The 24,749-nt window shown below is 41.6% G+C and carries 25 protein-coding genes; 11 read left to right on the forward strand and 14 right to left on the reverse strand.

Annotated elements, in window-relative coordinates; all coding sequences use genetic code 11:
- Positions 1–56 precede the first annotated feature (56 nt).
- The 3 genes from ACJMKR_RS09405 to gltX all read right to left on the reverse strand — a co-directional run bounded on the left by ACJMKR_RS09405 (position 57) and on the right by gltX (position 3,589).
- A complete protein-coding gene (locus tag ACJMKR_RS09405) occupies positions 57–557 on the reverse strand; it encodes a hypothetical protein (RefSeq protein ID WP_423062831.1) in 501 nt (166 codons plus the stop codon).
- Positions 558–857: 300 nt separating this feature from the next.
- Positions 858–2,237 carry a cysteine--tRNA ligase gene (cysS, locus tag ACJMKR_RS09410; protein WP_423062832.1) on the reverse strand — a complete coding sequence of 460 codons (1,380 nt, stop codon included), beginning with the start codon at positions 2,235–2,237 and terminating at the stop codon, positions 858–860.
- Entirely contained in the window at positions 2,231–3,589 is a 1,359-nt protein-coding gene (gene gltX, locus ACJMKR_RS09415; protein WP_423062833.1) for a glutamate--tRNA ligase, read from the reverse strand. Before gltX ends, cysS begins: the two co-directional genes overlap by 7 nt.
- 124 nt (positions 3,590–3,713) lie before the next feature.
- Here gltX and ACJMKR_RS09420 point away from each other — a divergent pair, with 124 nt between their 5' ends.
- A complete protein-coding gene (locus ACJMKR_RS09420) occupies positions 3,714–4,448 on the forward strand; it encodes a UDP-2,3-diacylglucosamine diphosphatase (protein ID WP_423064232.1) in 735 nt (244 codons plus the stop codon).
- A gap of 194 nt (positions 4,449–4,642) precedes the next feature.
- Positions 4,643–4,984 (forward strand): hypothetical protein, encoded by a 342-nt coding sequence (locus ACJMKR_RS09425; RefSeq protein WP_423062834.1) that lies wholly within the window; start codon positions 4,643–4,645, stop codon positions 4,982–4,984.
- Positions 4,985–5,039: 55 nt separating this feature from the next.
- On the opposite strand, the gene pdxJ is transcribed toward ACJMKR_RS09425, so the two are convergent.
- Positions 5,040–5,768, reverse strand: coding sequence for a pyridoxine 5'-phosphate synthase (pdxJ, locus tag ACJMKR_RS09430; protein WP_423062835.1), 729 nt, complete (start codon positions 5,766–5,768; stop codon positions 5,040–5,042).
- A gap of 451 nt (positions 5,769–6,219) precedes the next feature.
- On the opposite strand from pdxJ, the gene ACJMKR_RS09435 reads away from it, so the two are divergent.
- Positions 6,220–8,070, forward strand: a complete 1,851-nt coding sequence (locus ACJMKR_RS09435; RefSeq protein ID WP_423062836.1) for a diguanylate cyclase domain-containing protein — start codon at positions 6,220–6,222, stop codon at positions 8,068–8,070.
- Here ACJMKR_RS09435 and ACJMKR_RS09440 read toward each other — a convergent pair.
- Both ACJMKR_RS09440 and ACJMKR_RS09445 read right to left on the reverse strand, forming a co-directional pair.
- Positions 8,063–8,539 carry an IS1 family transposase gene (locus ACJMKR_RS09440; RefSeq protein ID WP_423062399.1) on the reverse strand — a complete coding sequence of 159 codons (477 nt, stop codon included), beginning with the start codon at positions 8,537–8,539 and terminating at the stop codon, positions 8,063–8,065. The two genes, ACJMKR_RS09435 and ACJMKR_RS09440, sit on opposite strands and share 8 nt — an antisense overlap.
- 4 nt (positions 8,540–8,543) lie before the next feature.
- Positions 8,544–8,759 carry an IS1-like element transposase gene (locus ACJMKR_RS09445; RefSeq protein ID WP_423062837.1) on the reverse strand — a complete coding sequence of 72 codons (216 nt, stop codon included), beginning with the start codon at positions 8,757–8,759 and terminating at the stop codon, positions 8,544–8,546.
- Between the two features lie 110 nt (positions 8,760–8,869).
- On the opposite strand from ACJMKR_RS09445, the gene ACJMKR_RS09450 reads away from it, so the two are divergent.
- A complete protein-coding gene (locus ACJMKR_RS09450) occupies positions 8,870–9,754 on the forward strand; it encodes an EAL domain-containing protein (RefSeq protein ID WP_423062838.1) in 885 nt (294 codons plus the stop codon).
- 202 nt (positions 9,755–9,956) lie between these two features.
- Here ACJMKR_RS09450 and recO read toward each other — a convergent pair whose 3' ends face one another.
- The 5 genes from recO to lepA are packed head-to-tail and all read right to left on the reverse strand — an operon-like array spanning position 9,957 to position 14,831.
- A complete protein-coding gene (gene recO, locus ACJMKR_RS09455; protein WP_423062839.1) occupies positions 9,957–10,667 on the reverse strand; it encodes a DNA repair protein RecO in 711 nt (236 codons plus the stop codon).
- Positions 10,668–10,671: 4 nt separating this feature from the next.
- Positions 10,672–11,565: a GTPase Era gene (gene era / locus ACJMKR_RS09460; protein ID WP_423062840.1), complete on the reverse strand. Its 894-nt coding sequence runs from the start codon at positions 11,563–11,565 to the stop codon at positions 10,672–10,674.
- A complete protein-coding gene (gene rnc, locus ACJMKR_RS09465) occupies positions 11,558–12,226 on the reverse strand; it encodes a ribonuclease III (RefSeq protein ID WP_423062841.1) in 669 nt (222 codons plus the stop codon). Before rnc ends, era begins: the two co-directional genes overlap by 8 nt.
- 23 nt (positions 12,227–12,249) lie before the next feature.
- A complete protein-coding gene (gene lepB, locus ACJMKR_RS09470) occupies positions 12,250–13,026 on the reverse strand; it encodes a signal peptidase I (protein WP_423062842.1) in 777 nt (258 codons plus the stop codon).
- On the reverse strand, positions 13,023–14,831 hold the full coding sequence (lepA, locus tag ACJMKR_RS09475; RefSeq protein ID WP_423062843.1) for a translation elongation factor 4: 1,809 nt from the start codon (positions 14,829–14,831) through the stop codon (positions 13,023–13,025). Before lepA ends, lepB begins: the two co-directional genes overlap by 4 nt.
- A 160-nt stretch (positions 14,832–14,991) precedes the next feature.
- On the opposite strand from lepA, the gene ACJMKR_RS09480 reads away from it, so the two are divergent.
- Complete coding sequence (locus ACJMKR_RS09480) at positions 14,992–15,969, forward strand: IS5 family transposase (RefSeq protein ID WP_423062509.1); 978 nt, start codon at positions 14,992–14,994, stop codon at positions 15,967–15,969.
- A gap of 28 nt (positions 15,970–15,997) precedes the next feature.
- On the opposite strand, the gene ACJMKR_RS09485 is transcribed toward ACJMKR_RS09480, so the two are convergent.
- Positions 15,998–16,177 (reverse strand): hypothetical protein, encoded by a 180-nt coding sequence (locus ACJMKR_RS09485; protein WP_423062844.1) that lies wholly within the window; start codon positions 16,175–16,177, stop codon positions 15,998–16,000.
- A 268-nt stretch (positions 16,178–16,445) separates the two neighbouring features.
- On the opposite strand from ACJMKR_RS09485, the gene ACJMKR_RS09490 reads away from it, so the two are divergent.
- The 3 genes from ACJMKR_RS09490 to ACJMKR_RS09500 are packed head-to-tail and all read left to right on the forward strand — an operon-like array spanning position 16,446 to position 20,992.
- Entirely contained in the window at positions 16,446–17,396 is a 951-nt protein-coding gene (locus ACJMKR_RS09490; RefSeq protein WP_423062845.1) for an acetyl-CoA carboxylase carboxyltransferase subunit alpha, read from the forward strand.
- Between the two features lie 13 nt (positions 17,397–17,409).
- Entirely contained in the window at positions 17,410–18,771 is a 1,362-nt protein-coding gene (tilS, locus tag ACJMKR_RS09495) for a tRNA lysidine(34) synthetase TilS (protein ID WP_423062846.1), read from the forward strand.
- Entirely contained in the window at positions 18,746–20,992 is a 2,247-nt protein-coding gene (locus ACJMKR_RS09500) for a heavy metal translocating P-type ATPase (protein WP_423062847.1), read from the forward strand. The genes tilS and ACJMKR_RS09500 overlap by 26 nt, the downstream gene beginning before the upstream one ends.
- 1 nt (position 20,993) lies before the next feature.
- Here the strand turns inward: ACJMKR_RS09500 and ACJMKR_RS09505 are convergent, their stop codons facing one another.
- Positions 20,994–22,046 carry an Rpn family recombination-promoting nuclease/putative transposase gene (locus tag ACJMKR_RS09505; RefSeq protein WP_423062848.1) on the reverse strand — a complete coding sequence of 351 codons (1,053 nt, stop codon included), beginning with the start codon at positions 22,044–22,046 and terminating at the stop codon, positions 20,994–20,996.
- Positions 22,047–22,181: 135 nt separating this feature from the next.
- On the opposite strand from ACJMKR_RS09505, the gene ACJMKR_RS09510 reads away from it, so the two are divergent.
- Positions 22,182–22,544, forward strand: coding sequence for a cupredoxin domain-containing protein (locus tag ACJMKR_RS09510; RefSeq protein WP_423062849.1), 363 nt, complete (start codon positions 22,182–22,184; stop codon positions 22,542–22,544).
- 179 nt (positions 22,545–22,723) lie between these two features.
- Here the strand turns inward: ACJMKR_RS09510 and ACJMKR_RS09515 are convergent, their stop codons facing one another.
- On the reverse strand, positions 22,724–23,701 hold the full coding sequence (locus ACJMKR_RS09515; RefSeq protein ID WP_423062509.1) for an IS5 family transposase: 978 nt from the start codon (positions 23,699–23,701) through the stop codon (positions 22,724–22,726).
- Between the two features lie 140 nt (positions 23,702–23,841).
- Between ACJMKR_RS09515 and ACJMKR_RS09520 the strand changes: the two genes are divergently transcribed.
- On the forward strand, positions 23,842–24,210 hold the full coding sequence (locus tag ACJMKR_RS09520) for a hypothetical protein (RefSeq protein WP_423062850.1): 369 nt from the start codon (positions 23,842–23,844) through the stop codon (positions 24,208–24,210).
- A gap of 22 nt (positions 24,211–24,232) precedes the next feature.
- Entirely contained in the window at positions 24,233–24,721 is a 489-nt protein-coding gene (locus tag ACJMKR_RS09525) for an IS6 family transposase (RefSeq protein WP_423062851.1), read from the forward strand.
- Positions 24,722–24,749 lie beyond the last annotated feature (28 nt).

Here is a 24,749-nt window from a genome sequence, read left to right on the forward strand (position 1 = left end):
AAAAAAGGGAAGAATACATGGAACTCTTCCCTCTTGCTAATAAAATGTGAATACCTTTAACTGAAGTTTTTATCCGTAATCTTCAAGCTCATGTCAAGAACAGAAGCTGTGTCATATCCTGCCATTGCGTTGATACCACACACATTAAACGAAGTTAAGCTTGTTCCAGCAATAGTAGCAGCAGACGCCATAATACACATCACTAAATTACCATCGACATTACCTACTTTTTTATATTGACCTGCTTCTGCTTTAGCAGCGTAGCTCGTAGAGTCTGTGATTAAGGTCTGCACTACTTTCACACAGTCTGTCGGTGATATGCTTTGCAACCCATGAGTTGGTTGAGTTTTTCCATAAGATAGTGCTTCTTGTGCGATTTGTTGGGCTGGTTGAGCTATATACATACTGTGTCCACCAGCCGATTGCTTGTGCCCAGCAGCCAGTTGTTTTGCTTCATTAACTAAATGTAATGCTTGTGATTGTGTACTCGCCAAAGCAAAAGGTGTTATACCCACTGTAGTAATCATTAAAAGAGTTGCTTTGATAATTTTTTTCATAAGATATTCTCCTAAAAATTATTAAAATTTTACATTTTTAACTGAGAATTTCCATTTATGAGTAAATAGCGCTCCTTCCACATTATGTATTCTACATAAAAATTAACATTAAATAAAGGTTAAGAGTTTCTAGGGAGCATTTTAAAAATCATGAAACATTTTATCGACAACACGAAAAGCGCAACAAAAATATATAGCAAAACTTATGAAAAATATCGGTTTGTTTAATGCATGTGCGAGCAAAAAATATGAAAAATACCTATATTTTGATAGCCTACTGAATCATTCTCTATAAAAACCCTACTCGCGCCGCCACGTTGTTCCTTGTGCGGCGTCTTCGAGGGTAATGCCCATGCTCGTGAGCTCTTGGCGAATACGATCGGCTTCAGCCCAGTTTTTATCGGCGCGTGCTTGGTTGCGTGCTTGAATCAGCATCTCGATTTTTTCTACGTCATCTGGCTGAACCGCGCCTTTCAAATATTGCTCAGGATCTTCTTGTAAAAAGCCCAAGATTCCCGCTAATCGCTTTAATCCCATGGCAAGTTGTGCCGCTTTTGCTTCTTCGTTTTGTTCGCGCAAACGATTTATCTCACGCGCCATATCAAAAAATACTGCGAATGCTTCCGGCATATTAAAATCATCGTTCATCGCTTCTTGGAAGCGTGCTTCAAAATCACCCACTTCTTCATGGCCCGCATCGGGCAATCCACGAACAGCGATATAAAGACGATCCAATGCTTGATGAATGTTTTGCAAATTATCTTCTGAATAACTCACTGGACTGCGATAATGACTCGACAATAAAAAATACCGCAAAACTTCAGGATGATATTTTTTCAACGCATTGCGAATCGACACTATATTGCCGAGTGATTTTGACATTTTCTCTTTATCTATTTGTAACAATCCTACGTGCATCCACATATTTGCAAATGTTTTTTCTTTCGCGGCTTCAGATTGCGCAATTTCATTTTCATGATGGGGAAATTTTAAATCCATTCCGCCGCCGTGAATGTCAAACGGTTCGCCCAATAAATTACTGGCCATCGCAGAACATTCAATATGCCAACCCGGGCGACCTTCGCCCCAAGGTGAATCCCATTTGGGTTCATCGGGTTTTGCTAATTTCCACAAGACGAAATCCAAGGGATCATGTTTGCTTTCGCTAATTTCAACACGCGCACCCGCGCGTAATTTTTCCACATCACGATGCGAAAGTTTTCCGTATTCTTTAAACTGATGCACTTTGTAATACACATCACCATTTTCTGCGACATAGGCATAGCCTTTATCGATTAATTCTTGTATCAATTTGATGATTTCTGCAATGTATTCTGTTGCACGAGGTTCATGAGCAGGCGCTTGAAGTCTTAACGCCTTATCATCTTCATGCATTGCCGCAATGAAACGTGCAGTCAAGGATTCGCACGATTCTTCATTCTCATTCGCACGTCTAATGATTTTATCGTCCACGTCGGTGATGTTGCGCACGTAAGTCACTTCATAACCGCAATAGCGCAAATAACGTGTGATCGAATCGAACACGACAAACGAACGCGCATGACCAATGTGATTGTAATCGTATACCGTCATTCCACACACATAGAGCCCAACTTTGCCGGGATGAATGGGTTTAAAAACTTCTTTTTGCTTAGTTAAACTGTTGTAGATTTTTAGCATTTAGCATTCTCTAATCGGGTCTTAATTTGCTGTGGCTCAAGCAGTTGGAATAACTTAGCGAGCTCGGGGCCGTGTTCTATGCCTGTGATAGCAATACGAAGCGGTTGATAGAGCGCTTTGCCTTTTATATCTAATTCTGATTTTAAGTGATTTAAAATTTTGCCTAAATCATTTTCATGTTGTTCGAATGCCGCTAGCGCCTGATCGAAATAAGCATGGCCCGCTTCTTGCAAAATGGCGTGATGTTTTTCGTCGATCGTAATCGCTTCATTATTGCAAATGTAAATCCAATATTCGACATCTTGCGGGAATTGAATATTGGGCTTAACAGTTTCGACAAATAAATCCCGTTTTTCTTCGGGGATTTTTACTTTTAAACCTTCACCCAACCATTGCCATAAAGCTTCATCCGACAAATGCTCTACCGCTTGTTTTTGCCAATAATCGAGCTGGCTCGCATTAAATTTGGCAGGCGATTTTGATAATGATTCAATTTTAAATTGCTCTGCTAAGTCATCAAGCGCCATAAACGCATCGCTTTCATAATAATGACCCAACCGCGCCAAATAATTGACGATAGCACTCGGCAAATACCCTTCTTCGCGCAGCTCGCCGATACCGCGACTGCCACTTCGTTTGGATAAGGGACTGCCATCCGGCGCAACGATTAAAGAAATATGACCATAAATGGGAATATTTAAACCAAGCGCCTCTAAGATCATGACTTGTCGCGGTGTGTTCGTGAGATGGTCTTCGCCACGCAATACGTGTGTGACACCCATCAAGGCATCATCGATCGCATTACAAAACATAAACGGCGATGTGCCATTCGCACGGCGTATAATAAAATCGCCGATGTCATTACTTTGAAACTGTTGCTCACCACGCACCAAGTCATTAAAGCGAATCACTTCATTATCAGGCACGCGAAATCGCAACGTGGGTTCTAACCCTTGATCGAGCTTTGCTTGCACCTCATCTTGCGTCAACGACCGACAAGTGCCGGGATAACGCGGCGGCTTTCCCGAAGCGCGTTGAATTTTGCGCGCGAGTGCTAACTCTTCTTGGCTACAAAAACATGGATAAGCCTGATCCGAGGATTCTAATCGTTGATAGTAGTCATTGTAGATCGATTGCCGTTTCGATTGATGATACGGCCCATTGTCTTGGTTTTGATTCGGCCCTTCTTGCCAGTCGAGACCCAACCAGTTCAGATCGTACTGAAGTGCATCATCATATTCAGGCTTCGAACGTTCTTCGTCCGTATCCTCGATTCGCAATAAGAAGGTTCCATTTTTACCCTTCGCAAATAAAAAGTTGAATAACGCAGTACGCGCATTACCTAAATGCATCAAGCCCGTTGGGCTCGGACAAAAGCGAGTTTTAAGTGAGCTAACCATAAGACCTTTATTACAGAAAGAAAAGGGTCTATTATGACAACTTTCACAGCGGTTTCCAATGAATTCACTCACGACAATGCACCATACTCTGTTTATTTCAGACCTTCACCTCCAAGAAGATGAACCACAGATCACGGCAACGTTTTTGGATTTCATGGAACACCGAGCACCTCACGCCGATGCACTTTATATCCTGGGTGATTTTTTTGAAGCTTGGATCGGCGATGACGATCATAATGCATTTAATCAACGCATTATCGACACCCTCCAAAAATTAGTGGAGAGCGGCACACCTATTTATTTTATGCGCGGTAATCGGGATCTCTTGATCGGTAAAAAATTTGCCGAAGCCGCCAAGATGACGCTATTAAATGATCCTTGTGTTGTTAAGCTGTACAACAAATCCGTTTTATTGTCACACGGCGATATTCTTTGCACCCTGGATCATCGTCATCAGCGGTATCGCAAAGTAGCAACCAAACCTTGGTTGCAGAAATTATTTTTAATGTTGCCCTTGAGTTTTCGCCGAAAATTGGCGAATCAGATGCGGATAGCCAGCCGTAAATATAATTCGCAACAGCTCCCCCATATCGTCGATGTGACTCCCGAAGCAGTAGAGCGCATCATGAGGAAACACCAAACGGAGTTGATGATTCATGGTCACACGCACAGGCCCTATATCCATGAGGTGAATTTAGAGGCGAAAGCAGCCAAACGCATCGTCCTTGGGTCCTGGCACAGCAACGGCAGCGCTTTAATCTATCGCAATGATGGGTCGTTTGAACTCGAGACGTTTGCGGCCTCTTCCTAAGGGCACCTCTTGCCGTAGCTGCTTAGTGCCATCCTGGTACTAACGCCCGAAAACGCAAACGCCCTCTCTTTGCCGCAATTGAAGGCTATTTAAGTATAAACAACAAATAAAAACAATGAGTTATTCTATGGCCATGCCACTGAAAATGGTTTATAATTTATACCTATAGACATAAAAAAAGGAGATTTAATTTTATGAAAGTGATCTCAGCCCTATTTGCTCTTGCTACATTGGCGCTATCGAGTCTTTTTGCATCAGCGGCATTGGCGGCACCCGCCACAGCAACTCAGCAATACAAAGCCGTAACGCTGAAGTGTAACTCTCCTGATGCTTACGCTGTCGGTCAAAACTGTACATCCGATGAAACGAACGGGCTTATGTGTCAAGGCGCCACACTAATGCCGGCCCCATTAAAAATGGGGCAACTAAAGTGCCCTGATCTGAAGGGAGAAATAAGTCAAAATAGTACGACTGACAAATGTTCTATAGGCGGATATTCCCTTTCGGATTGCAAAGTCGTATTTATAAAAAAATAGATCACACAGCAAATTAAACTCAGCAAATAAGCCCGACAACTATCGGGCTTATTTTTTAGTCCTGCGATTCAAGCATTAATGCTTTAATTTCATGTACCGCCGCCTGCAGACCGATAAATATCGATCGCGCGATAATGCTATGGCCGATGTTTAGTTCATTCATGACTGAAATAGCAGAAATAGGTTGAACATTATAAATATTTAACCCATGCCCCGCATTTACAATTAACCCCTGCGCATGCGCATATTCCGCTGCATATACCACACGTTTTAATTCAGTTTTTTTAGAAGTTTCATCGGCCTCTGCATAATGCCCCGTATGAATTTCAATAACAGGCGCTCCGCATTTTTTTGCTGCATCAATCTGTTTTTCTTCTGCATCGATAAATAGCGACACTTCAATCCCTACTTTTGCGAGACGCTCACATACGTTTGCAATCTGCGCTTGTTGCGCAGCAACATCTAAACCACCTTCAGTCGTTAATTCTTGACGCTTTTCTGGGACTAAACAACATTTTTCAGGTTTTAGTGCCAAAGCTAAATTTACCATTTCTTCCGTCGCAGCCATTTCTAAATTCATGGGAACTGTTAATTTTTCTTTGAGAATTTTAACGTCACGGTCTTGAATATGACGACGGTCTTCTCGCAAGTGCAACGTAATGCCATCGGCACCACCTTCAATCGCTAAAAATGCCGCTTCCACAGGATCGGGATAATTTGTACCACGCGCTTGCCGCAATGTTGCCACATGGTCGATGTTCACACCGAGTTGGATTTTTCCCATCACACACATTCTCCAAAAACAATGAAACGCTTAATAAAAACACAAACTCAAGTGTGACGCAACGGCACTCCGATCACTTCGACAGACTCAGGATAAACTCCGTGAGAAATCTCAAGCGTGTAGCACTGTGCTGTGTGGTTGAGTGTCTTGAATTTCAATTACTTGACTCACGAGGTTGGCGTTACTGCTTTTCGGGAATCGCCGTCCTTGGCTGCTAAGTACTTCCATGGTACTTACGCCCGCAAAACAGTAACGCCAAGCTCTCTGCCGCAATTGAAATTCAAAAGCTACGTGACCATAGCACAGTGCTGTGGTCACGAGATCCCTCACTGCGTTCGGGATGACATGTGATGGCACTCCGCACCCAAAGGGCACAAAGCAAGAGCTTGGAGAGTAAGCTAAGTCTATGATAAAATGAAGAGCTTTCCGCTAAAAGGGATTTTAGTCTAGCATGATTACAAAAAAACCATGGAAACTACCCAAATACATAGCTACCATTTTAGGCTTCCTGGTTTTTTTTATTGGTGGTTTAGTCATCTACGGATGGCTAACAAAAAAACCAGAACTAGTACAAATATTTCCTCATTTAATCCCAATGCAATTCAATACAGCCCTCGAATTTATGTTGTCTGGCCTTGGGCTGTTCTTTATTCCCTATTACCGAAAGATTAGCATTGTGCTCGGAGGCATTGTTTTTTTATTAGGGTTTTTAACCTTATTGCAATATCTATTGAGTTCAAATTTTGGCATCGATGAATTATTTATAAAACACTATATAACAGTCAAAACCTATCACATCGGACGCATGGCCCCAAACACATCTGTTTCATTTACTCTAGCGGGCTTAATACTTATGCAAACTACATTTGCTGCTCGGTATAAATGGAGCAGAAATTTATTTCTCATTTTCTCACTAATTATAATCATCCTCGCAATTGTGGCATTTTTAGGGTATATCGCCGATATCCCATCGGCTTATGGATGGGGACGCTTAACGGGCATGGCGTTACACACCTCTATCTCTTTTTTACTGCTCGGCGTCGGCTTTTTACTTGTTTTTCTCTATTATTATCGGCTCGAATCACAAAGCACATCTTGGGAACTTCCCGCCACCTTTTTCCTCATGAGTGCTTTATTGTTTTTCCTATTTTGGTACGCCTTACAAGCTAAAGAAAAGAAACAATTAAACTTAGCCTTGAAAAATGAAGCACGCTTTATTGGCGAAAAAATATCGTCTGTTTTAGATACAGAATTAAAAGCCATCGACCGATTATTCAAAAGAACAAACCAACAGAGTTATGGATCTGAAAAAAGTTTAATGGCCGATGCCACTAGTTATCTTAATGATATGCCTTCACTCAACCTCGTAAGCTTTAGTAACTCCGCATATAGCTCAAGTACAATTCAATACAGGAAAAACAGCTTATCAGCTACAACAGTACAAGATATGTTACAAGAATGCGAAGATAAAAAATTTATCAATCAAAAAAATATAGACACAAAACCAAACTATTACATTTTTGTTAGTAGGCATTACCTCTGCGTCTATGGTAACAATTATAATAACATCGCAATCTTCTCTTTAGAAAAACTCATCATACCGCTTGCTAAAACAGCTTACGACAGCGGATATGCAATGCAATTAAAAGTCGATGATGATGTTGTCTATCAGTTTCCATCTGACTACTCTTTTGAAACTAACAACAGTTACACCGGCAAGATTCTAACAAATACCGATACCCAAGTTAACCTCTCACTCTGGCCAATGAGAAAAGCGATTAAACTCAATACTTCAGAAATTCCATTGCTGCTGATTATTTTTGGATTGGCTTTCACTGTCATGATCACCGTGATAGTGCGAATTTTGCAAATCACCAGGATTAAAAGTAAAAAGCTTCTTTCACAAGAAACAGAAATAGAAACCTTGGCCTATTATGACCCCTTGACAGGGATACCCAATCGCGCCCAATTTGAAAGGCTCGCTAAAAAAGAAATTGCCCAAGCAAAAATCTTAAATAATTTAATGGCTATCATGATTATTAATTTGGATCATTTTAAAAAAATAAACGACTCTTTAGGACACAAAGTTGGAGACCAATTACTAAAAGCCGTCGTTGCACGCATAGAAAAAATCTCTCATAAAGAAGATATTTTAACACGCTACGGCGGGGATGAATTTATCCTCATCACCAGTTTATTTAAAAATATAGAGCAGCCCAAAACGATTGCCAAAAAAATCATTGAAGCCTTTTCTCATCCTTTTTTGGGTGGTGCCTCATTTTTGTTGATGGCATCTAAATAACCCTCCCAAACTCGTGCCTATTGATAAATAATCCGATGACAATGTCGTGCAATTTATCCAGTTTAGAAAAGCAAATCGTCTTTCTCGCTAATCGCTTTATTCGTGTGCGCAACGTGAGATGCTTTCGTTCAATCGCTTGGGTATTTTGCTTTCCCACCAAATGTTTTGATTGAGGCAGGTGTCTTTCATAAGCACCCCAATCATCTGTATAGTAAAAGTTGATATCAAATGAGCTCAGTTTTTCTTTCAGTGCTTTAAATGCTGAATCTTTTCTTGGACCAAAATGATAAGCTAACACCTCATGTGTATGGTGATCAATCGCATGCCAAAGCCAACGTTGATTCTGTTTATTTCGAACAAAACTCCACATTTCATCCAGCTCCGCTTCTTCAACTTGTACAACATTAACAGTAACAGACGCACCAAGTGATTCTTTTTCCTTTAAAAGTCGTGTATTGACGCTCTCCAAACCTTCACCCTTTTTTTAATTCACCAATAACAGTGTTAATGCTAATACGTAAAACGCGTGCAGTATCTCTGACGCCACTACCATTCATTGCCATATCAACTATTTTATCTTTAACACCAGGGGCACGAGCATTATGTGTGTAATCTAGAAGAAATGTATTTTTCTCACAAGCATTATTTTTACCAAGCGTGTCGCGATGCTCGTGATAGATTATTGCCATCCCTGTCAATAATCGACTCGCAATACGCGACAACTTAAATAGCCGCGGACGTCCTCGTCGCCCGCGCTCCGCGACCTCACGGCTCGACTACGCACGGGCTCTCAAATGACTTGACGGCTCGTAAAGATTTTTTGCAGTCGCTTACGCTCGGCAAAAAATCCGAGCCTACCGCGGAATACGCGCCTTCGCTTCGCTCTCCATGGCGCGCATCGGAAGAAGAAATTTTATTATCCACTAGGATAGAAAATCAGATCCGGGAAGCAGTATCAAAAAATCAATTCAAACTCTACTACCAACCTATTTTCCGGGCTGAAGATCAAAAACTGTATGGCTTTGAAACACTATTGCGCTGGGATGAAGGCACATTTGATAAATCGATATCTCCAGAGCAGGTAATCACAACAGCCGAAGAAAGCGGCCAAATTCTTGTCATTGGCCAATGGATTTTGGCAGAGGCTTTTAAACAATTTGAGCAGTGGAACGAAAAATATAATACGAATATTAAATTAACGATTAATGTTTCACCCAAGCAATTGCTGGATAAAGATTGGTTGACTAATTTGAAAAAATTACTTGAAGACACCAAAATAAGAAAAGAAAATATTATTTTTGAAATTACAGAAACAGCCATTGTCGAGCAAATGAAAAAAATGGTCGCGACTTTAAACAAAACCACAGAGCTAGGGTTTCTCTTTTTGGTTGACGACTTTGGCACGGGGTATTCATCATTGCAATATATACAACAACTACCGGTATGCGGCGTCAAAATTGATAAATCATTTATTCAATCCATCGATGAGCGTAAAAAACAAGTTGAAAAAGCAACACTAGCGGAATCAATTTTTGCTATGGTAGAGAACTTGCATTTAATCGCTGTTGCCGAAGGTGTTGAAACAGCATCACAGTTGGCCTTTGTTAAACGCTACCCTAACAGCCTAGTGCAAGGCTATTATTTATCGAACCCCTGTCCGCAGAAGATGCAACCAAACGATTAGAAACTGCTTAAGGGCATCTCTAAAAATCTATTTCCAGCTAATGTTTAGCTCACGGGCTTAAACTTACTGTTTTTCGGGAATCACCATCCCTAGCTGCTAAGTACCTCCATGGTACTTACGCCCGTAAAACAGTAAGTTTAAGCCCGTGAGCCAAGAAATCAACAAAATATTTACGAATTAAGAACAATATCAAGAGATGCCCTTAAGTTCGGCTTTTCAACAACTCCCGACTTTGCAACGGTTTATTCCCCAAATGCCGCCCGATAGCCATGCGCATTAATCGTTTTATTTCTTTTAATGTTTCTTCTTCATCAAACTGCTCGTTATGCAACGCAATTAAACTATGGCCAGAAAAAATCGCTATCTGCGAATCGTCTCTTTCGCTTTTGAGAAAACCACGATCCGGTATATAGTGATAATACTGGCTCGGCTCTATCGGCAATCCTGTTTCTATTTCTCGATTTAACGGTAATCCATACCCTAATTCGTGCAATAATTTTTTCTCAAAACAACGCAATAATATTTGCACGGGCGCGCCATTAGATAAATTTTCCAAAGTCTTTTTATATGCATCAAATAAATCAGGATAAGGATCATCGCGATGCAGCAATCGCATTAGTAACTCATTCAAATAAAAACCACACAGCAACGTATCTCCATCCAACAACGTTGGCCTGCCATGTAATTCAACGTTACCCAATGTTTTTAATTCACGGCCACCCAACCAAGAGACTAATAGCGGTGAAAATAATTCTAATTTTCCTTTATAACGCGACTTCAAGCCGCGCGCACTTCGTGCCACTGCAGAAATTCGACCATGATTAACACTAAATAATTCAACGATTAAGCTGGTATCACTGTAAGGCCGCCGATGTAACACGAAGGCTGGTTCCAACAATACCTGTGTGGACATTGATTCATTCTCCAAAGCCCAATTCTTTTAACAGCCGTTCGCTATCCGACCAACCACTTTTGACTTTCACCCACAATTGCAAATAGACTTTTTGCCCAAAAAATTTTTCCATGTCGAGACGCGATTGCTGACCAATTTTTTTTAAGCGCGAACCTTCTTTGCCAATAACAATGCCCTTTTGGCTATCTTTCTCAACCCAAATCACGGCAGAAATCCGTATAATTTTCTCTTCTTTCTTCAATGCCACGATCGTCACCGTCAAGGCGTAAGGCAACTCTTGACCCAGCCCGCGCATGAGTTTTTCACGAATAATTTCTTGCGCCATAAATTGCTCACTGCGATCGGTAATTTGATCGGGTGGAAAATAAAATGGCGATTCTGGCAAACAAGCAGTAATTTCTTTTTCTAATGTCTCTACTTGTTCTCCCGTTTTTGCCGACACCGGAATGATTTTGTAGAATTTAAACGCCTGCGATACTTTTTCAATATAGGGTAATAACTTGCTCCGATCCTTCACTTGATCAATTTTATTTAAAACTAAAATAACCGGTGATTGCGTTGATTGTAGCTGCTTCAATACCCATTCATCTTGCTCATCCCAATGTTCTCCATCGACAACAAATAAAATCACATCCATATCATGCAATGCCGCACGTGCCTCGCGATTCATGTATTGATTGATGGCACGCTTAATACCCGGATGTAAGCCCGGAGTGTCTAAAAAAACAATTTGCACATCACCTGTAGTTTTAACACCTAAAATCCGCTGACGTGTGGTTTGAGGTTTACGTGAGGTAATACTGATTTTTTGACCGAGCATGCGATTCAGCAATGTGGATTTGCCCACATTGGGTCGGCCAATAATTGCAACATAACCACAATGAGTTGGTTTATTCATTTAGTTTTTCCAAAAAACGTTCTGCAGCCGCCTGTTCGGCTTTGCGACGTGATTTCCCGACACCCGTGGTCGCGTGTGGCAACCCTTCAACACGACACGTTACCGTAAAGGTTTGTGCATGTGCCTCACCTGAAATCTCAACTTTGTAACTGGGTAGCGGAAACTTTCTTGCTTGCAACCATTCTTGAAGTTGTGATTTTGCGTCTTTGACCGGCGTTAATTTCGATAAATCATCCACCCGTTCACCATACCAATCCAACACACAACGACGACACGCTTGCATTCCCCCATCCATGAAAATAGCACCAACAATCGCCTCTAAAGCATCCGCTAAAATAGAACGACGTTTTTTACCACCGCTTTTTCTCTCACCCAAACCTAAATGCAAACCCTCACTCACCCCTAAATCGGTAGCCATCGACGCTAAAATTTCACCGTTAACCAGTGATGCACGCATTCGACTCAGATCACCTTCCGGTGCATTAGGATGACGTTGATAAAGTTCAGATGTAATGATGAACCCCAAAATAGCATCCCCTAAAAATTCGAGTCGTTCATTATTGTCTGAACCCACACTACGATGTGTTAATGCGTTTTCTAATAATTTTGGTTGATTAAAGTGATGACCTAGCCTCGCCATCAGTTGATCTAATCTAGTCATTTAGCTTCCCTAGTTTCACACTTCTATAATCCTTTACCGATTCGATTCCAGCGTATGTCATTTTCTAGAGGATCCCAGCTCATCCAAATTCCAAAAGCTTTGCCAATTAAATCCTTTTCAGGTACGAACCCCCACTGACGACTATCATCACTGTTGTCACGATTATCACCCATCATAAAATAATGGCCTGGTGGCACAGTAATATTATAATCTTGGGTTTCACCACCGATGGGCTGAACATAAATTTTATGTTTAACGCCATCCAAATCTTCTTGTTTGACCTCAACCAAACGCCGAAAACCGTAACTGCCCAAGTCATCTGCATCATGCAAAAATGTCTGATTCATTTTTTTGCCGTTGATGTAGAGCACCTTATTTTTATAAACCACATGATCCCCTGGCAAACCAATAACACGCTTAACAAATACAATTTTTGGATCTTTAGGCCAATGAAACAACACAATCTGACCACGCTGAGGCTCACCAATGCTGACAATTTTTTTATTTAAAATAGGTAGTCGCAACCCATAAGCAAACTGCTGCACAGCAATAAAATCACCCGGCATGATCGTTGGCTCTAATGAACCTGTCGGCACACGATAGGGTTGAATGAGGAAAGACCGCAGGATCCACACGCTCAATAAAACAGGGAAAAATGCACGCGCGTATTCAACCACCGTTGGAGCTTTCTTCTTACCAACGGCACGTCGTTTTTTATAAAAAAACAATCGATCAATCAGCGTAATAACGCCTGTAATCACCACCGCAATTGTTAAATAAAAAGCAAAATTAAACATCATTTGTTACTACCAACCTTCAATACAGCTAAAAATGCTTCCTGCGGAATCGACACCCTACCCACTTGTTTCATGCGTTTTTTACCTGCTTTTTGTTTCTCTAACAACTTCCGTTTTCGACTCACATCGCCACCATAACATTTCGCTGTGACATTTTTTCGCATCGCTTTAATGGATGAGCGTGCAATAATTTTTGCTCCGATGGCGGCTTGCAAAGCAATTTCAAACATTTGCCGCGGAATTAATTCCTTCAAGCGTTCTGTTAATTCTCGTCCGCGTGAAAATGCTTGATCTCGATGCACGATGGCCGCTAACGCATCGACTTTCTGAGCATTAATCAAGATGTCCAATTTTACCAGATCTGCGGCCTGAAAGTGATTAAAGCTATAATCTAATGAGGCAAATCCGCGACTAACCGATTTTAAACGATCAAAAAAATCCAAGACAATTTCACTCATGGGAATTTCGTAACTGATTGATACTTGGTTACTTAAGTAGAGTAATTTCTTTTGAACACCGCGCTTTTCTACACACAAAGTAATCACAGATCCCAAATATTCTTTTGGTAACAACATGTTAGCCAATGCGATGGGTTCGCGTATTTCAGAAATTTTATTGGGCTCAGGCAAGCCGCTGGGATTATCGACATAAATCGTATCCCCTTGTTTTGTAACGACTTCATAGATCACGGTCGGCGCTGTTGTGATCAAATCCAGATTGTATTCTCTCTCGAGGCGCTCTTGCACAATCTCCATGTGCAACATACCTAAAAATCCGCAGCGAAAACCAAAGCCTAGGGCTTCCGAAGATTCCGGCTCATAGAACAAGGCAGCGTCATTGAGGCGCAATTTCGCCAAGGCTTCACGAAAAGCCTCGTAATCATCCGCATCGATCGGAAACATACCCGCATAAACCTGGGGCTTCATTTGCTTGAATCCGGGCAATGGTTTCAACGCAGACCCTTTCGTGTGCGTGATGGTGTCGCCCACCGGGGCGCCAAAAATATCCTTAATGCCCGCCACGATCAAACCCACGGATCCGGCACCCAGTTCTTGTAATAATTTACGTTTTGGTGTGAAGTGCCCAAGTTGATCGATGGCGTAATCCCTGCTCGTGGACATGATGCGAACCTTATCACCGACTTTCAACGTGCCCTGCATGATTCGAACTAATGAGACCACTCCCAAGTAACTATCGAACCATGAATCAATAATGAGCGCCTGAAGTGGTGCGTCGGAATCACCCTGAGGCGGCGGGATTCGCGCAACCAATTGCTCTAATAATTCTGGAATGCCAAGCCCCTCTTTGGCACTAACCATCAGTGCATCACTTGCATCGATACCGATCACATCTTCTATTTCCTGTTTGACACGCTCGGGTTCAGCCTGAGGCAGATCAATTTTATTTAATACTGGAATGACTTCGAGACCCTGATCGATGGCGGTGTAACAAGTCGCTACAGTTTGTGCTTCAACTCCCTGCCCAGCATCAACCACCAATAGTGCTCCTTCACAAGCAGCGAGTGAGCGCGACACTTCATAAGAAAAATCGACGTGACCGGGTGTATCAATAAAGTTCAATTGATAGGTGTTTCCATCTTTTGCTACGTAGTCTAGCGTGACACTTTGTGCCTTGATGGTAATCCCGCGCTCACGCTCAATATCCATACTATCAAGCACTTGAGCCTTCATTTCGCGCTCAGTCAAACCACCGCAAACTTGAATAAAACGATCGGCTAGCGTCGATTTACCATGGTCAATATGGGCGATAATGGAAAAGTTTCGAATAAGTTTTTGTGATATCGTCATGGCGCAATACTAACAGGTTTTAGACAAAGTCATAATCCTTCAGATAATCTTTTAGCGTAATAAGGCTTTGTTGCCTAACTAAAACATGAACAATCTATGTAATTTTTGCTGTCTATATTATAATCAGCACCCCAGGGTTTTCAAGCAGAAGGCGGTTCATATGCCAAATAAATATCCAAACAAAAAAGGCTGGACGATTCCCAAGCAGAAATACAAGGTGAGCAATTGGCGTGAATATAATAATGCATTACGCAATCGTGCCAATATTGAAATCTGGATATCCGATGATATTATTCATTCGTGGTATGAAAAAGATCGTGTGTATGATGGCAAAGGCGCACCCCAAAAGTTCACGGATCTTGCGATCATTACGTGCCATGAAATTCGGCAAGTTTTTCGTTTAGCGTTGAGGCAATGTCAAGGGTTTATGAATTCAATTTTCAAGATGAAAGCCCTTAATATAAAATCACCGGATTACAGTTGCTTGTCAAAACGGTTAGCGCTTTTAACTATTCAGTCGCCTCGTTACAGGAAAACGGAATCGGCAGATAAAAGCGTTGTGGCTATCGCCCTTGACTCCACTGGGTTAAAACGGTTTGGCAGAGGTGAATGGCATCAGGAAACATATACATTATCAGCCAAACGGAGTTGGCGTAAATTGCATATAGCCGTTGATAATAAACATATTATTCATGGTAATGATTTAACGGATCGCTTTACGGCGGATTGCCAAAGCGTTGCAACGTTATCAAAGCAACTTACTTGCAAAGTGGGCCATGTCAGCGCCGATGGTGCCTACGATAAGAATCCTGTTTATGAAATATTATCAAATTACTTTAAAGGAGCCGCTATAATAATGCCGCCTGATAGTGATGCTGTTTATGATAAAAATAATCATACACAACGTAATGGTAATGTTAAGCAACTAAAAGCATTGGGCCGAATGGCTTGGCAACGAATAAGACAATACGGTTATCGGAATTATTCAGAGTTGGCGATTCAACGCTACAAAAGAATATTGGGTAGTACGTTACATGCTCGAGATTTTGTACGGCAAAAAATCGAATCAATGATCGGTTGTGGTGTGTTAAATAAAATGACACGGCTAGGAATGCCGGCGAGTTATCGTTGCGCCTAAATTTTGCGACACAGACAAAGCCGTGAGGTTAGGCAACAAAGCCCAAATGAAATACCGCAGCGCCTAAAAATATACCATCAGCAAAGGCATCTCCAATTTCTAAGAGTTGCTGGTTTCGCCGAATAAAATGTAGTGAGGCCAATCCAGCAGAGAGTGTGATAACAGCTAGGATGCCGGCAGTCAGCCATTTATAAAATATTAGTGACATATAGCTCCTTACATTGACCTTTGAGCTACACAAAGACTATAGTATACGATCTTGATAAATGTCAATAAATCAAATACTTATTAAGATTTTGTGCAAGAGTTGTCCGCCATTATACACATATTGCTTTATTGAGACCTAAATGCGGTGTTTATAGCAACAAGGGTATTCAATTCTGTGGCAGAGGCCGCTCAAGTTCGATCGGTTTCACAGCAGAGTGGGTTATGCTACATTATTTAATTATCTACCACATTAATTAATAGGGCACCTTATGAACCTTGATTACCTTGATTTTGAACAGCCCATCGCTGAGTTGCAGGAAAAAATTGATGAGCTGCGGCGTGTGGGTACCAGCCAAGACTTGAACCTCAGTGAAGAGGTGGCAAGGTTGGAAGAAAAAAGTGTAACGCTCACCCAGCAAATTTTTTCAGACCTCAGTGCCCAGCAGATTGTTCAGTTGGCGCGTCATCCATTGCGGCCCTATACAATGGATTATATCAAACGCATCTTGACGGATTTTGAAGAGTTGCAAGGTGATCGACATTCCTCACAGGCATCAGCCATTGTCGCGGGTTTAGCACGCTTGGAGGGTGAGCCGGTCATGGTGATCGGTCATCAAAAAGGGCGTACGACCAAAGAAAAAGTGGAGCGTAATTTTGGCATGGCGAACCCGGAAGGGTTTCGTAAAGCACTGCGATTGATGAAGCTCGCCGAACGTTTCGATGTGCCTGTTCTAACGTTTATCGATACGCCGGGTGCTTATCCCGGGGTGGGTGCTGAAGAGCACAACCAAAGTGAAGCGATTGCCCGCAATTTATATGAAATGTCGCAATTAAAAACACCGATTATTTGCACTATTATTGGAGAGGGTTGCTCTGGTGGGGCATTGGCAATCGGTGTTGGTGATAAGTCATTAATGCTGCAATATTCGTATTATTCCGTGATTTCGCCGGAAGGCTGTGCCTCTATTTTGTGGAAAAGTGCAGAAAAAGCAGGTGATGCAGCACAAGCCTTAGGCCTCACCGCGGATCGACTGTATGAACTCGGCTTAATTGACGAAATTATCGCAGAACCATTAGGCGGTGCGCATCGTGATGCGGATGCCATGGCAGTTAAATTAAAAGAGCGATTAATTGGTAATTTAGCAATTTTAAAATCCAAACCAATTGATGGTTTATTAGATGAACGTTATAAGCGTTGGCTCAGTTACGGCAAAGACTAATGCTGTTTATAAGATGTTTAGTTCTGATCAATTAATCCAAATTCTCGGTACGCTAACCGATCAGCCTCATTTTTGTATTGCTTACAGCGGCGGTTTGGATTCGCATGTGTTATTACACGCAATGCGCGAAATAGCGAGTCAGCATCCCAATATTCAGGTGCGTGTCATTCATGTTAATCATGGGTTAAATTCCAATGCAGATGCATGGCAAAAGCATTGCGAACGGGTATGCAGCGATTTAGGCATTGAATTGATTTCCCAATCTGTGGAATTGAATATTAAACCAGGTGATAGTATTGAGGCTGCGGCGCGTGCAGCGCGTTATGAATGTTTTAAGAAATTGTTGTCCTTTAATGAAAACTTAATCACAGCGCACACGAAAAACGATCAAGCAGAAACATTATTATTACAGCTCATGCGCGGTGCTGGCGTTAAAGGCCTTGCGGCCATGCCGATTAAAAAAACATTTTCGCAAGGTCATTTGCTCCGACCATTATTGACATTCACGCGCGAACAACTTGAGGTTTATGCAAATCAACATGCGTTAAAATGGATCGAAGATGACAGTAATTCGGAAATGCGATTTGATCGCAACTATATGCGTCATCAAATCGTGCCTAGATTACAAGCACGGTGGCCAGAAGCGCTAACGACACTCACGCGCTCAGCGCAACACTGCGGTGAGAGTGCTGAATTATTGGATCAATTAGCGGATATTGACTTAAAATGGGTGAGTGATGAAACTCGGCAATCATTACTGATAAGCTCTCTCGCACAATTATCGGAAGAACGTCAGCGTAACATATTGCGGCGTTGGATTGTTTGGCGGGGTTATCGTTTGCCGAATACAAAACATTTAAAACAAATTGTTGAAACAGTTTTACAGGCCTGCGAAGATGCACAGCCCGAAGTAAGCTGGGATAATGCTGAAATTCGACGCTATCAAAATCGCCTATATTTAATGGATTCATTGTCAGCGCACGATGCGAGTCAAATCATTCCCTGGGATTTAAGAAGACCCTTGCCGCTGCCTGATCATTTGGGAACATTATCCGTTAAAACGGTAAGTGGCCATGGAATTTCTGCTGCGCTGAAGTCCGATCAAATTACCGTGCGTTTTCGCCAGGGAGGTGAGCGTTGTCAGCCTGTCGGTCGTAAAGAAACCCATTCGTTAAAAAACTTGATGCAAGAGTGGAGAGTTCCACCTTGGCAACGTGATCGCATTCCGTTGATTTATGTGGGTGAAACATTAATTGCAGTGTTGGGTTACTGCGTGTGTGAAGGTTTTGCCGCAAAAGAGGATGAAGTGGGTTATGATATGGTTATTCTTTTAAATAAGGAAGCCGCCAATGAAGCACCAACTAATCATTCGTAATATTCATTGTGCAAGTTGTGTTGCGAAAATCGAGAGTATTTTAAAAAATGTTTCTGGTGTGCAAACTGCTTCTCTTAATTACGCTTCGAAGACAGCAACGGTAGAAGGGGATGTTAAAGCTCAAACTTTAATAGACACCCTGAAGAAAGAAGGCTATGAGGCAAAGCCTGTCGATGATCAAGGTTCAGATAGTGCCACAGAAGACAGTTCACACCATTATCACCGTATGCTTCGAAAATCAGTATTTGCCATTATTGTAGGTATACCGTTATTTATCGATTTATTTTGGCATTGGTTACCGCGGGTGGATGTGCCTTATATCCAGTGGCCTTGGGTCATCGTCGCAGTATTTGGGTTTTTCGTATTATATTTTTCAGGAGGGCATATCTTTAAAAGTGCCTGGAAATCCTTTTGGCGTCACAGCGCCAACATGGATACATTAGTTGCGTTAGGTACTGGCATTGCATGGCTCTATTCGACAATTGTTGTGTTAATTCCCTTTTGGATACCAACAATAGCGCGACATGTGTATTTTGATACATCCGCTATTTTAATTGCCTTTATTACCTTTGGTGCTGCATTGGAAGTGCGGGCACGTGGTAAAACCTCTGAAGCAATAAAACGTTTAATCGGATTACAACCGAAAACAGCGCGTGTGATTCGTGATGGTGAAGAAATCGATGTGCCTATTGAAGAAATACAAGCAGGTGATCGATTACGTGTTCGCCCCGGTGAAAAAATCGCGGTGGATGGTGAGATTTTAGAAGGCGACTCTCAAATCGATGAATCCATGTTAACGGGTGAGCCCTTGCCTGTGCATAAAAAACAGGGAGATGAGGTGGTTGGTGGTACGATTAATAAATCAGGAACTTTTATTTATAAAGCGACACACGTGGGTAAAGACACTGCGCTAGCACATATCGTAGAAATGGTTCAGCAGGCGCAAAATTCCAAACCTACGATAGGTCGGTTGGCAGATAAAGTGTCTTCCCTATTCGTGCCAACAGTCGTCATTATTGCTATTTTAACAGCGCTTGGTTGGTATGACTTTGGGCCAGATCCGAAAGCGGCATTTGTCTTAGTGACGAGTGTTGCTGTGTTAGTGATTGCGTGCCCTTGTGCGCTCGGTTTGGCAACGCCCACTTCTGTCATTGTGGGAGTGGGAAAAGCAGCAGAAATAGGAATATTGATTCGTAACGGCGATGCGCTGCAAACTGCAACCAAGCTAACAACAATTGTATTAGATAAAACCGGCACAGTAACAGAAGGAAAGCCTGCCTTAGTGCATGTTGAAACACTTGAGGGTGTCGATGAAACAACGCTATTAACGGTAGCGGCGAGTGTGGAAGCGGGGTCAGAGCATCCGTTGGCAGAGGCGATCGTTGTTGGCGCTAAGAAAAAAAATATTAAACCTAAAAACGTCACTGGATTTCAGGCGATTACGGGGCATGGTGTCACGGCATTATATGAAAATCAAAAAGCCTATTTAGGCAAGAAACAATTAATGGATCAAAACAATATCGATTTGAAAAATTTGCCTGAGATTGCTGAAAAGCTAGCGGGTGAAGGCCAAACCCCTGTGTATGTTGCATTAAATGGAAAAGCCTTGGGTATTGTTTCCGTGGCAGATCCAATTAAAGCAGATTCTAAAGACGCTATTGCGCAATTGCAGAAAAAAGGGTTAAAGGTCGTGATGATCACGGGTGATAATCCACAAACTGCAAAAGCGGTGGCATCAGCCGTTGGCATTGATGATTTTATCGCCGAAGTTTTGCCACAAGATAAGGCAGAAAAGGTGAGCGCCTTACAGCAAAAAGGTGAAATTGTGGGCATGGTGGGTGATGGGATCAATGACGCACCTGCCTTAGCTTCAGCGGATGTTGGATTTGCAATCGGCACGGGTACCGATGTCGCGATAGAAAGTGCCGATGTGACATTAATGGGTGGTTCGCTAAAAGGTGTCGTGAATTCTATTGCAATTTCGCGAGCCACGGTCCGTAATATTAAACAAAATTTATTCGGTGCCTTTGTTTATAATACCCTAGGTATTCCTATCGCTGCAGGCGTGTTTTATCCGCTGGTGGGAGTACTTTTAAATCCCGTGATCGCAGGCGCTGCGATGGCATTGTCATCCGTGACGGTTGTGACGAATGCTAATCGTTTGCGGTTTTTTCATAAATATGAGCGTTCTGTAAGCTCACAGCTGAATAAGTTACCCTGATTTATTCAGTTTCTTGTGCTTTTTGTAAAGCTAGTTGATTTACTATTTCAATCGATAGGCCTGTCGCTTGTGAAATAGTTTCAGAGTCAGTTCCCTGGTTTAACATATTGATGGCAACTGCTGTAAGGGCTTGTTCCTTGCCTTCGGCTCTGAGTCGTTCGCCTAGCGTCATTATTTTGTCTCCGAGTTTGGGGTTGATAAATTTATCTTTTGCTTTGGAGATTGCTTCGGGGTCAGTTTCTTTATTGAGTGAGTCAACAGCCTCTATAATTGCTGTAAGGGCTTGTTCCTTGCCTTCAGCTCTGAGTCGTTCGCCTAAAGTCATCATATTAGCTCCTAGGTTTGGGTTAAGTTCATGAGTAAATGTTGTAAACTCTTCAACGTTTTTAAGATTACCTGCATCTATCACATATTTTATAGTCGCTATTATATAATCATTATCATGCTCTGTCACAAGTTGTTGTAATAATGGCAATATTTTACGTAAGTGATTTGCCAAATTTCGGGCATAAATATGTTTTTGTATGAAGGTGAGAATACCACTTCGTGTTTTTTGTTTGAGTGTTTCATCAGGAATAGTATTCACATCAATCAAATGGAATGGTTTTAATAGCGTATTTTTTGCTAAATTTTTTTCTTTTCCAAATAAATCGAAAATATCTGTACTGTAAGGATAGATTTTTTTGCCATGATAAAATACAAGAGGAACTACTACGGGCAAAACATTTTCTTTATTATTTTTAATATGATGCGCCATAATGTTGCATGTATAGCGCAGTAAACGAAATGGCATCCATCGATCGGGGGTGCTTTGATGTTCAGCGAGAAGATAAATATAACTATCACAACCTTGTATTTTCGCTTTATATAAAACATCTGAGACAACTTGTCGCAAATTTGGATCAATAAAGCTTTCTTTTTGTAGCTTTAAAGAAGATAAATCCGTGATAGATAACACATCTTTTGGCAAATGTTGCTCCATAAACTCTCTGGCAACATCTACTCTGCTCATGGCAAAACGAAAATATTTATCATGAATATTGTTATCGCCCATGAGTGTTATCGTATTGGATTGCGCAGTCAGCGCAATACCGGGGTTGAAAATTAGGTTTTGTATTGTTGTTGACAATTCAGCAGTTGGGCGCGTATAAAATAAATTTGGGATAACTGTTTTGAGGGATGCTTGTTAATGAGCTATGTCATCGTCAACATTATTGGTGTTGCTTTAATCGTCTTTGTCATCGGGTGGTTTTGGTTGGCAAAGAAAAAGAAAGCAGTGAGCATTGCAAAAAAATTCATTGAAATTAAAGTGGCTAATGGTGTTTACTCGCCTGATGTGGTGCAAACTCAAAAAGGCAAATCGATTACATTGCGTTTTATTCGTGAAGATGAAACGCCGTGTGCGGGCACCGTCATTTTTTCAGATTTCAATAAAAGCGCTGAATTGCCTGTTGGGAAATCGGTAGATATTACCTTTACCCCTGATAAAACAGGTGAATTTGAGTTTACTTGTCAGATGGGGATGTATCGGGGAAGGTTGGTTGTGTTGTGAATCACCACTTAACTTTATAACTACTGCTTCGTCCTTTTCCTATAACCGGAATCAAACACTTTTTCTGAACTAAATCGGCTAACTCTCGATAGGCTGTTGCTCGGCTCACCTTAGTTAGGGTTGCGTATTTTCGAGTGGCTTTGTTGCCTAACCTCACGGCTTTGTCTGTGTCGCAAAATTTAGGCGCAACGATAACTCGCCGGCATTCCTAGCCGTGTCATTTTATTTAACACACCACAACCGATCATTGATTCGATTTTTTGCCGTACAAAATCTCGAGCATGTAACGTACTACCCAATATTCTTTTGTAGCGTTGAATCGCCAACTCTGAATAATTCCGATAACCGTATTGTCTTATTCGTTGCCAAGCCATTCGGCCCAATGCTTTTAGTTGCTTAACATTACCATTACGTTGTGTATGATTATTTTTATCATAAACAGCATCACTATCAGGCGGCATTATTATAGCGGCTCCTTTAAAGTAATTTGATAATATTTCATAAACAGGATTCTTATCGTAGGCACCATCGGCGCTGACATGGCCCACTTTGCAAGTAAGTTGCTTTGATAACGTTGCAACGCTTTGGCAATCCGCCGTAAAGCGATCCGTTAAATCATTACCATGAATAATATGTTTATTATCAACGGCTATATGCAATTTACGCCAACTCCGTTTGGCTGATAATGTATATGTTTCCTGATGCCATTCACCTCTGCCAAACCGTTTTAACCCAGTGGAGTCAAGGGCGATAGCCACAACGCTTTTATCTGCCGATTCCGTTTTCCTGTAACGAGGCGACTGAATAGTTAAAAGCGCTAACCGTTTTGACAAGCAACTGTAATCCGGTGATTTTATATTAAGGGCTTTCATCTTGAAAATTGAATTCATAAACCCTTGACATTGCCTCAACGCTAAACGAAAAACTTGCCGAATTTCATGGCACGTAATGATCGCAAGATCCGTGAACTTTTGGGGTGCGCCTTTGCCATCATACACACGATCTTTTTCATACCACGAATGAATAATATCATCGGATATCCAGATTTCAATATTGGCACGATTGCGTAATGCATTATTATATTCACGCCAATTGCTCACCTTGTATTTCTGCTTGGGAATCGTCCAGCCTTTTTTGTTTGGATATTTATTTGGCATATGAGGCGCCCTCTGCTTAAAAATCGTGGGGTGCTGATTATAATATAGACAGCAAAAATTACATAGATTGTTCATGTTTTAGTTAGGCAACAAAGCCTTGCCAAAGCGTTGCAACGTTATCAAAGCAACTTACTTGCAAAGTGGGCCATGTCAGCGCCGATGGTGCCTACGATAAGAATCCTGTTTATGAAATATTATCAAATTACTTTAAAGGAGCCGCTATAATAATGCCGCCTGATAGTGATGCTGTTTATGATAAAAATAATCATACACAACGTAATGGTAATGTTAAGCAACTAAAAGCATTGGGCCGAATCGCTTGGCAACGAATAAGACAATACGGTTATCGGAATTATTCAGAGTTGGCGATTCAACGCTACAAAAGAATATTGGGTAGTACGTTACATGCTCGAGATTTTGTACGGCAAAAAATCGAATCAATGATCGGTTGTGGTGTGTTAAATAAAATGACACGGCTAGGAATGCCGGCGAGTTATCGTTGCGCCTAAATTTTGCGACACAGACAAAGCCGTGAGGTTAGGCAACAAAGCCGACCGTTGGCACGTCGATTGTACTTATTTACGTATTGAAGGCCGTTGGTGTTATTTTTACAGGGCGATTGATGAAAAGGGCGATTTGATCGATGTCTATTTAAGTGATGTACGAGATCAGCAGGCCGCAGAAAACTTCTTCAAGCAGGCGGCTAAAACGAGTGGCATTTATCCTGAGCAAATCACGACTGATAAAGAGCCCGCCCTTTATCCTGCGATCCAAGCTGTCTTTGGTGAGTATACCGACCATCGGGATAATAACTATTTGAATAATCGTATTGAGCAATCCCATCGAGGCATCAAATCACGTATGCGTGTGATGAAGGGATTCAAGAATATATTTTGCGCATTACGGTTTTGTACAGTCTTTGAAGAAATACAGCAGTTTTTTAGAGAAAAAAATAAAAATCTCAGGACAATTCTATCTAAATTTCAAACCTTCAATCAATTATTCCAACAAGCTTTCTGAATAACTCTATTATAGAAGCATATGAGTC

Origin of the sequence: Candidiatus Paracoxiella cheracis (genome assembly GCF_049348705.1) — a bacterium.
Lineage (GTDB): Bacteria > Pseudomonadota > Gammaproteobacteria > Coxiellales > Coxiellaceae > Paracoxiella > Paracoxiella cheracis.

What these genes read in the sequence shown, in the direction of transcription:
- ACJMKR_RS09405 (WP_423062831.1), bottom strand. Translation starts at nt 557, where the DNA reads ATGAAAAAAATTATCAAAGCAACTCTTTTAATGATTACTACAGTGGGT.
- cysS (WP_423062832.1), bottom strand. Translation starts at nt 2,237, where the DNA reads ATGCTAAAAATCTACAACAGTTTAACTAAGCAAAAAGAAGTTTTTAAA.
- gltX (WP_423062833.1), bottom strand. Translation starts at nt 3,589, where the DNA reads ATGCATTTAGGTAATGCGCGTACTGCGTTATTCAACTTTTTATTTGCG.
- ACJMKR_RS09420 (WP_423064232.1), top strand. Translation starts at nt 3,714, where the DNA reads ATGCACCATACTCTGTTTATTTCAGACCTTCACCTCCAAGAAGATGAA.
- ACJMKR_RS09425 (WP_423062834.1), top strand. Translation starts at nt 4,643, where the DNA reads ATGAAAGTGATCTCAGCCCTATTTGCTCTTGCTACATTGGCGCTATCG.
- pdxJ (WP_423062835.1), bottom strand. Translation starts at nt 5,768, where the DNA reads ATGGGAAAAATCCAACTCGGTGTGAACATCGACCATGTGGCAACATTG.
- ACJMKR_RS09435 (WP_423062836.1), top strand. Translation starts at nt 6,220, where the DNA reads ATGATTACAAAAAAACCATGGAAACTACCCAAATACATAGCTACCATT.
- ACJMKR_RS09445 (WP_423062837.1), bottom strand. Translation starts at nt 8,759, where the DNA reads ATGGCAATAATCTATCACGAGCATCGCGACACGCTTGGTAAAAATAAT.
- recO (WP_423062839.1), bottom strand. Translation starts at nt 10,667, where the DNA reads ATGTCCACACAGGTATTGTTGGAACCAGCCTTCGTGTTACATCGGCGG.
- era (WP_423062840.1), bottom strand. Translation starts at nt 11,565, where the DNA reads ATGAATAAACCAACTCATTGTGGTTATGTTGCAATTATTGGCCGACCC.
- rnc (WP_423062841.1), bottom strand. Translation starts at nt 12,226, where the DNA reads ATGACTAGATTAGATCAACTGATGGCGAGGCTAGGTCATCACTTTAAT.
- lepB (WP_423062842.1), bottom strand. Translation starts at nt 13,026, where the DNA reads ATGATGTTTAATTTTGCTTTTTATTTAACAATTGCGGTGGTGATTACA.
- lepA (WP_423062843.1), bottom strand. Translation starts at nt 14,831, where the DNA reads ATGACGATATCACAAAAACTTATTCGAAACTTTTCCATTATCGCCCAT.
- ACJMKR_RS09480 (WP_423062509.1), top strand. Translation starts at nt 14,992, where the DNA reads ATGCCAAATAAATATCCAAACAAAAAAGGCTGGACGATTCCCAAGCAG.
- ACJMKR_RS09485 (WP_423062844.1), bottom strand. Translation starts at nt 16,177, where the DNA reads ATGTCACTAATATTTTATAAATGGCTGACTGCCGGCATCCTAGCTGTT.
- ACJMKR_RS09490 (WP_423062845.1), top strand. Translation starts at nt 16,446, where the DNA reads ATGAACCTTGATTACCTTGATTTTGAACAGCCCATCGCTGAGTTGCAG.
- tilS (WP_423062846.1), top strand. Translation starts at nt 17,410, where the DNA reads ATGTTTAGTTCTGATCAATTAATCCAAATTCTCGGTACGCTAACCGAT.
- ACJMKR_RS09500 (WP_423062847.1), top strand. Translation starts at nt 18,746, where the DNA reads ATGAAGCACCAACTAATCATTCGTAATATTCATTGTGCAAGTTGTGTT.
- ACJMKR_RS09505 (WP_423062848.1), bottom strand. Translation starts at nt 22,046, where the DNA reads ATGGGCGATAACAATATTCATGATAAATATTTTCGTTTTGCCATGAGC.
- ACJMKR_RS09510 (WP_423062849.1), top strand. Translation starts at nt 22,182, where the DNA reads ATGAGCTATGTCATCGTCAACATTATTGGTGTTGCTTTAATCGTCTTT.
- ACJMKR_RS09515 (WP_423062509.1), bottom strand. Translation starts at nt 23,701, where the DNA reads ATGCCAAATAAATATCCAAACAAAAAAGGCTGGACGATTCCCAAGCAG.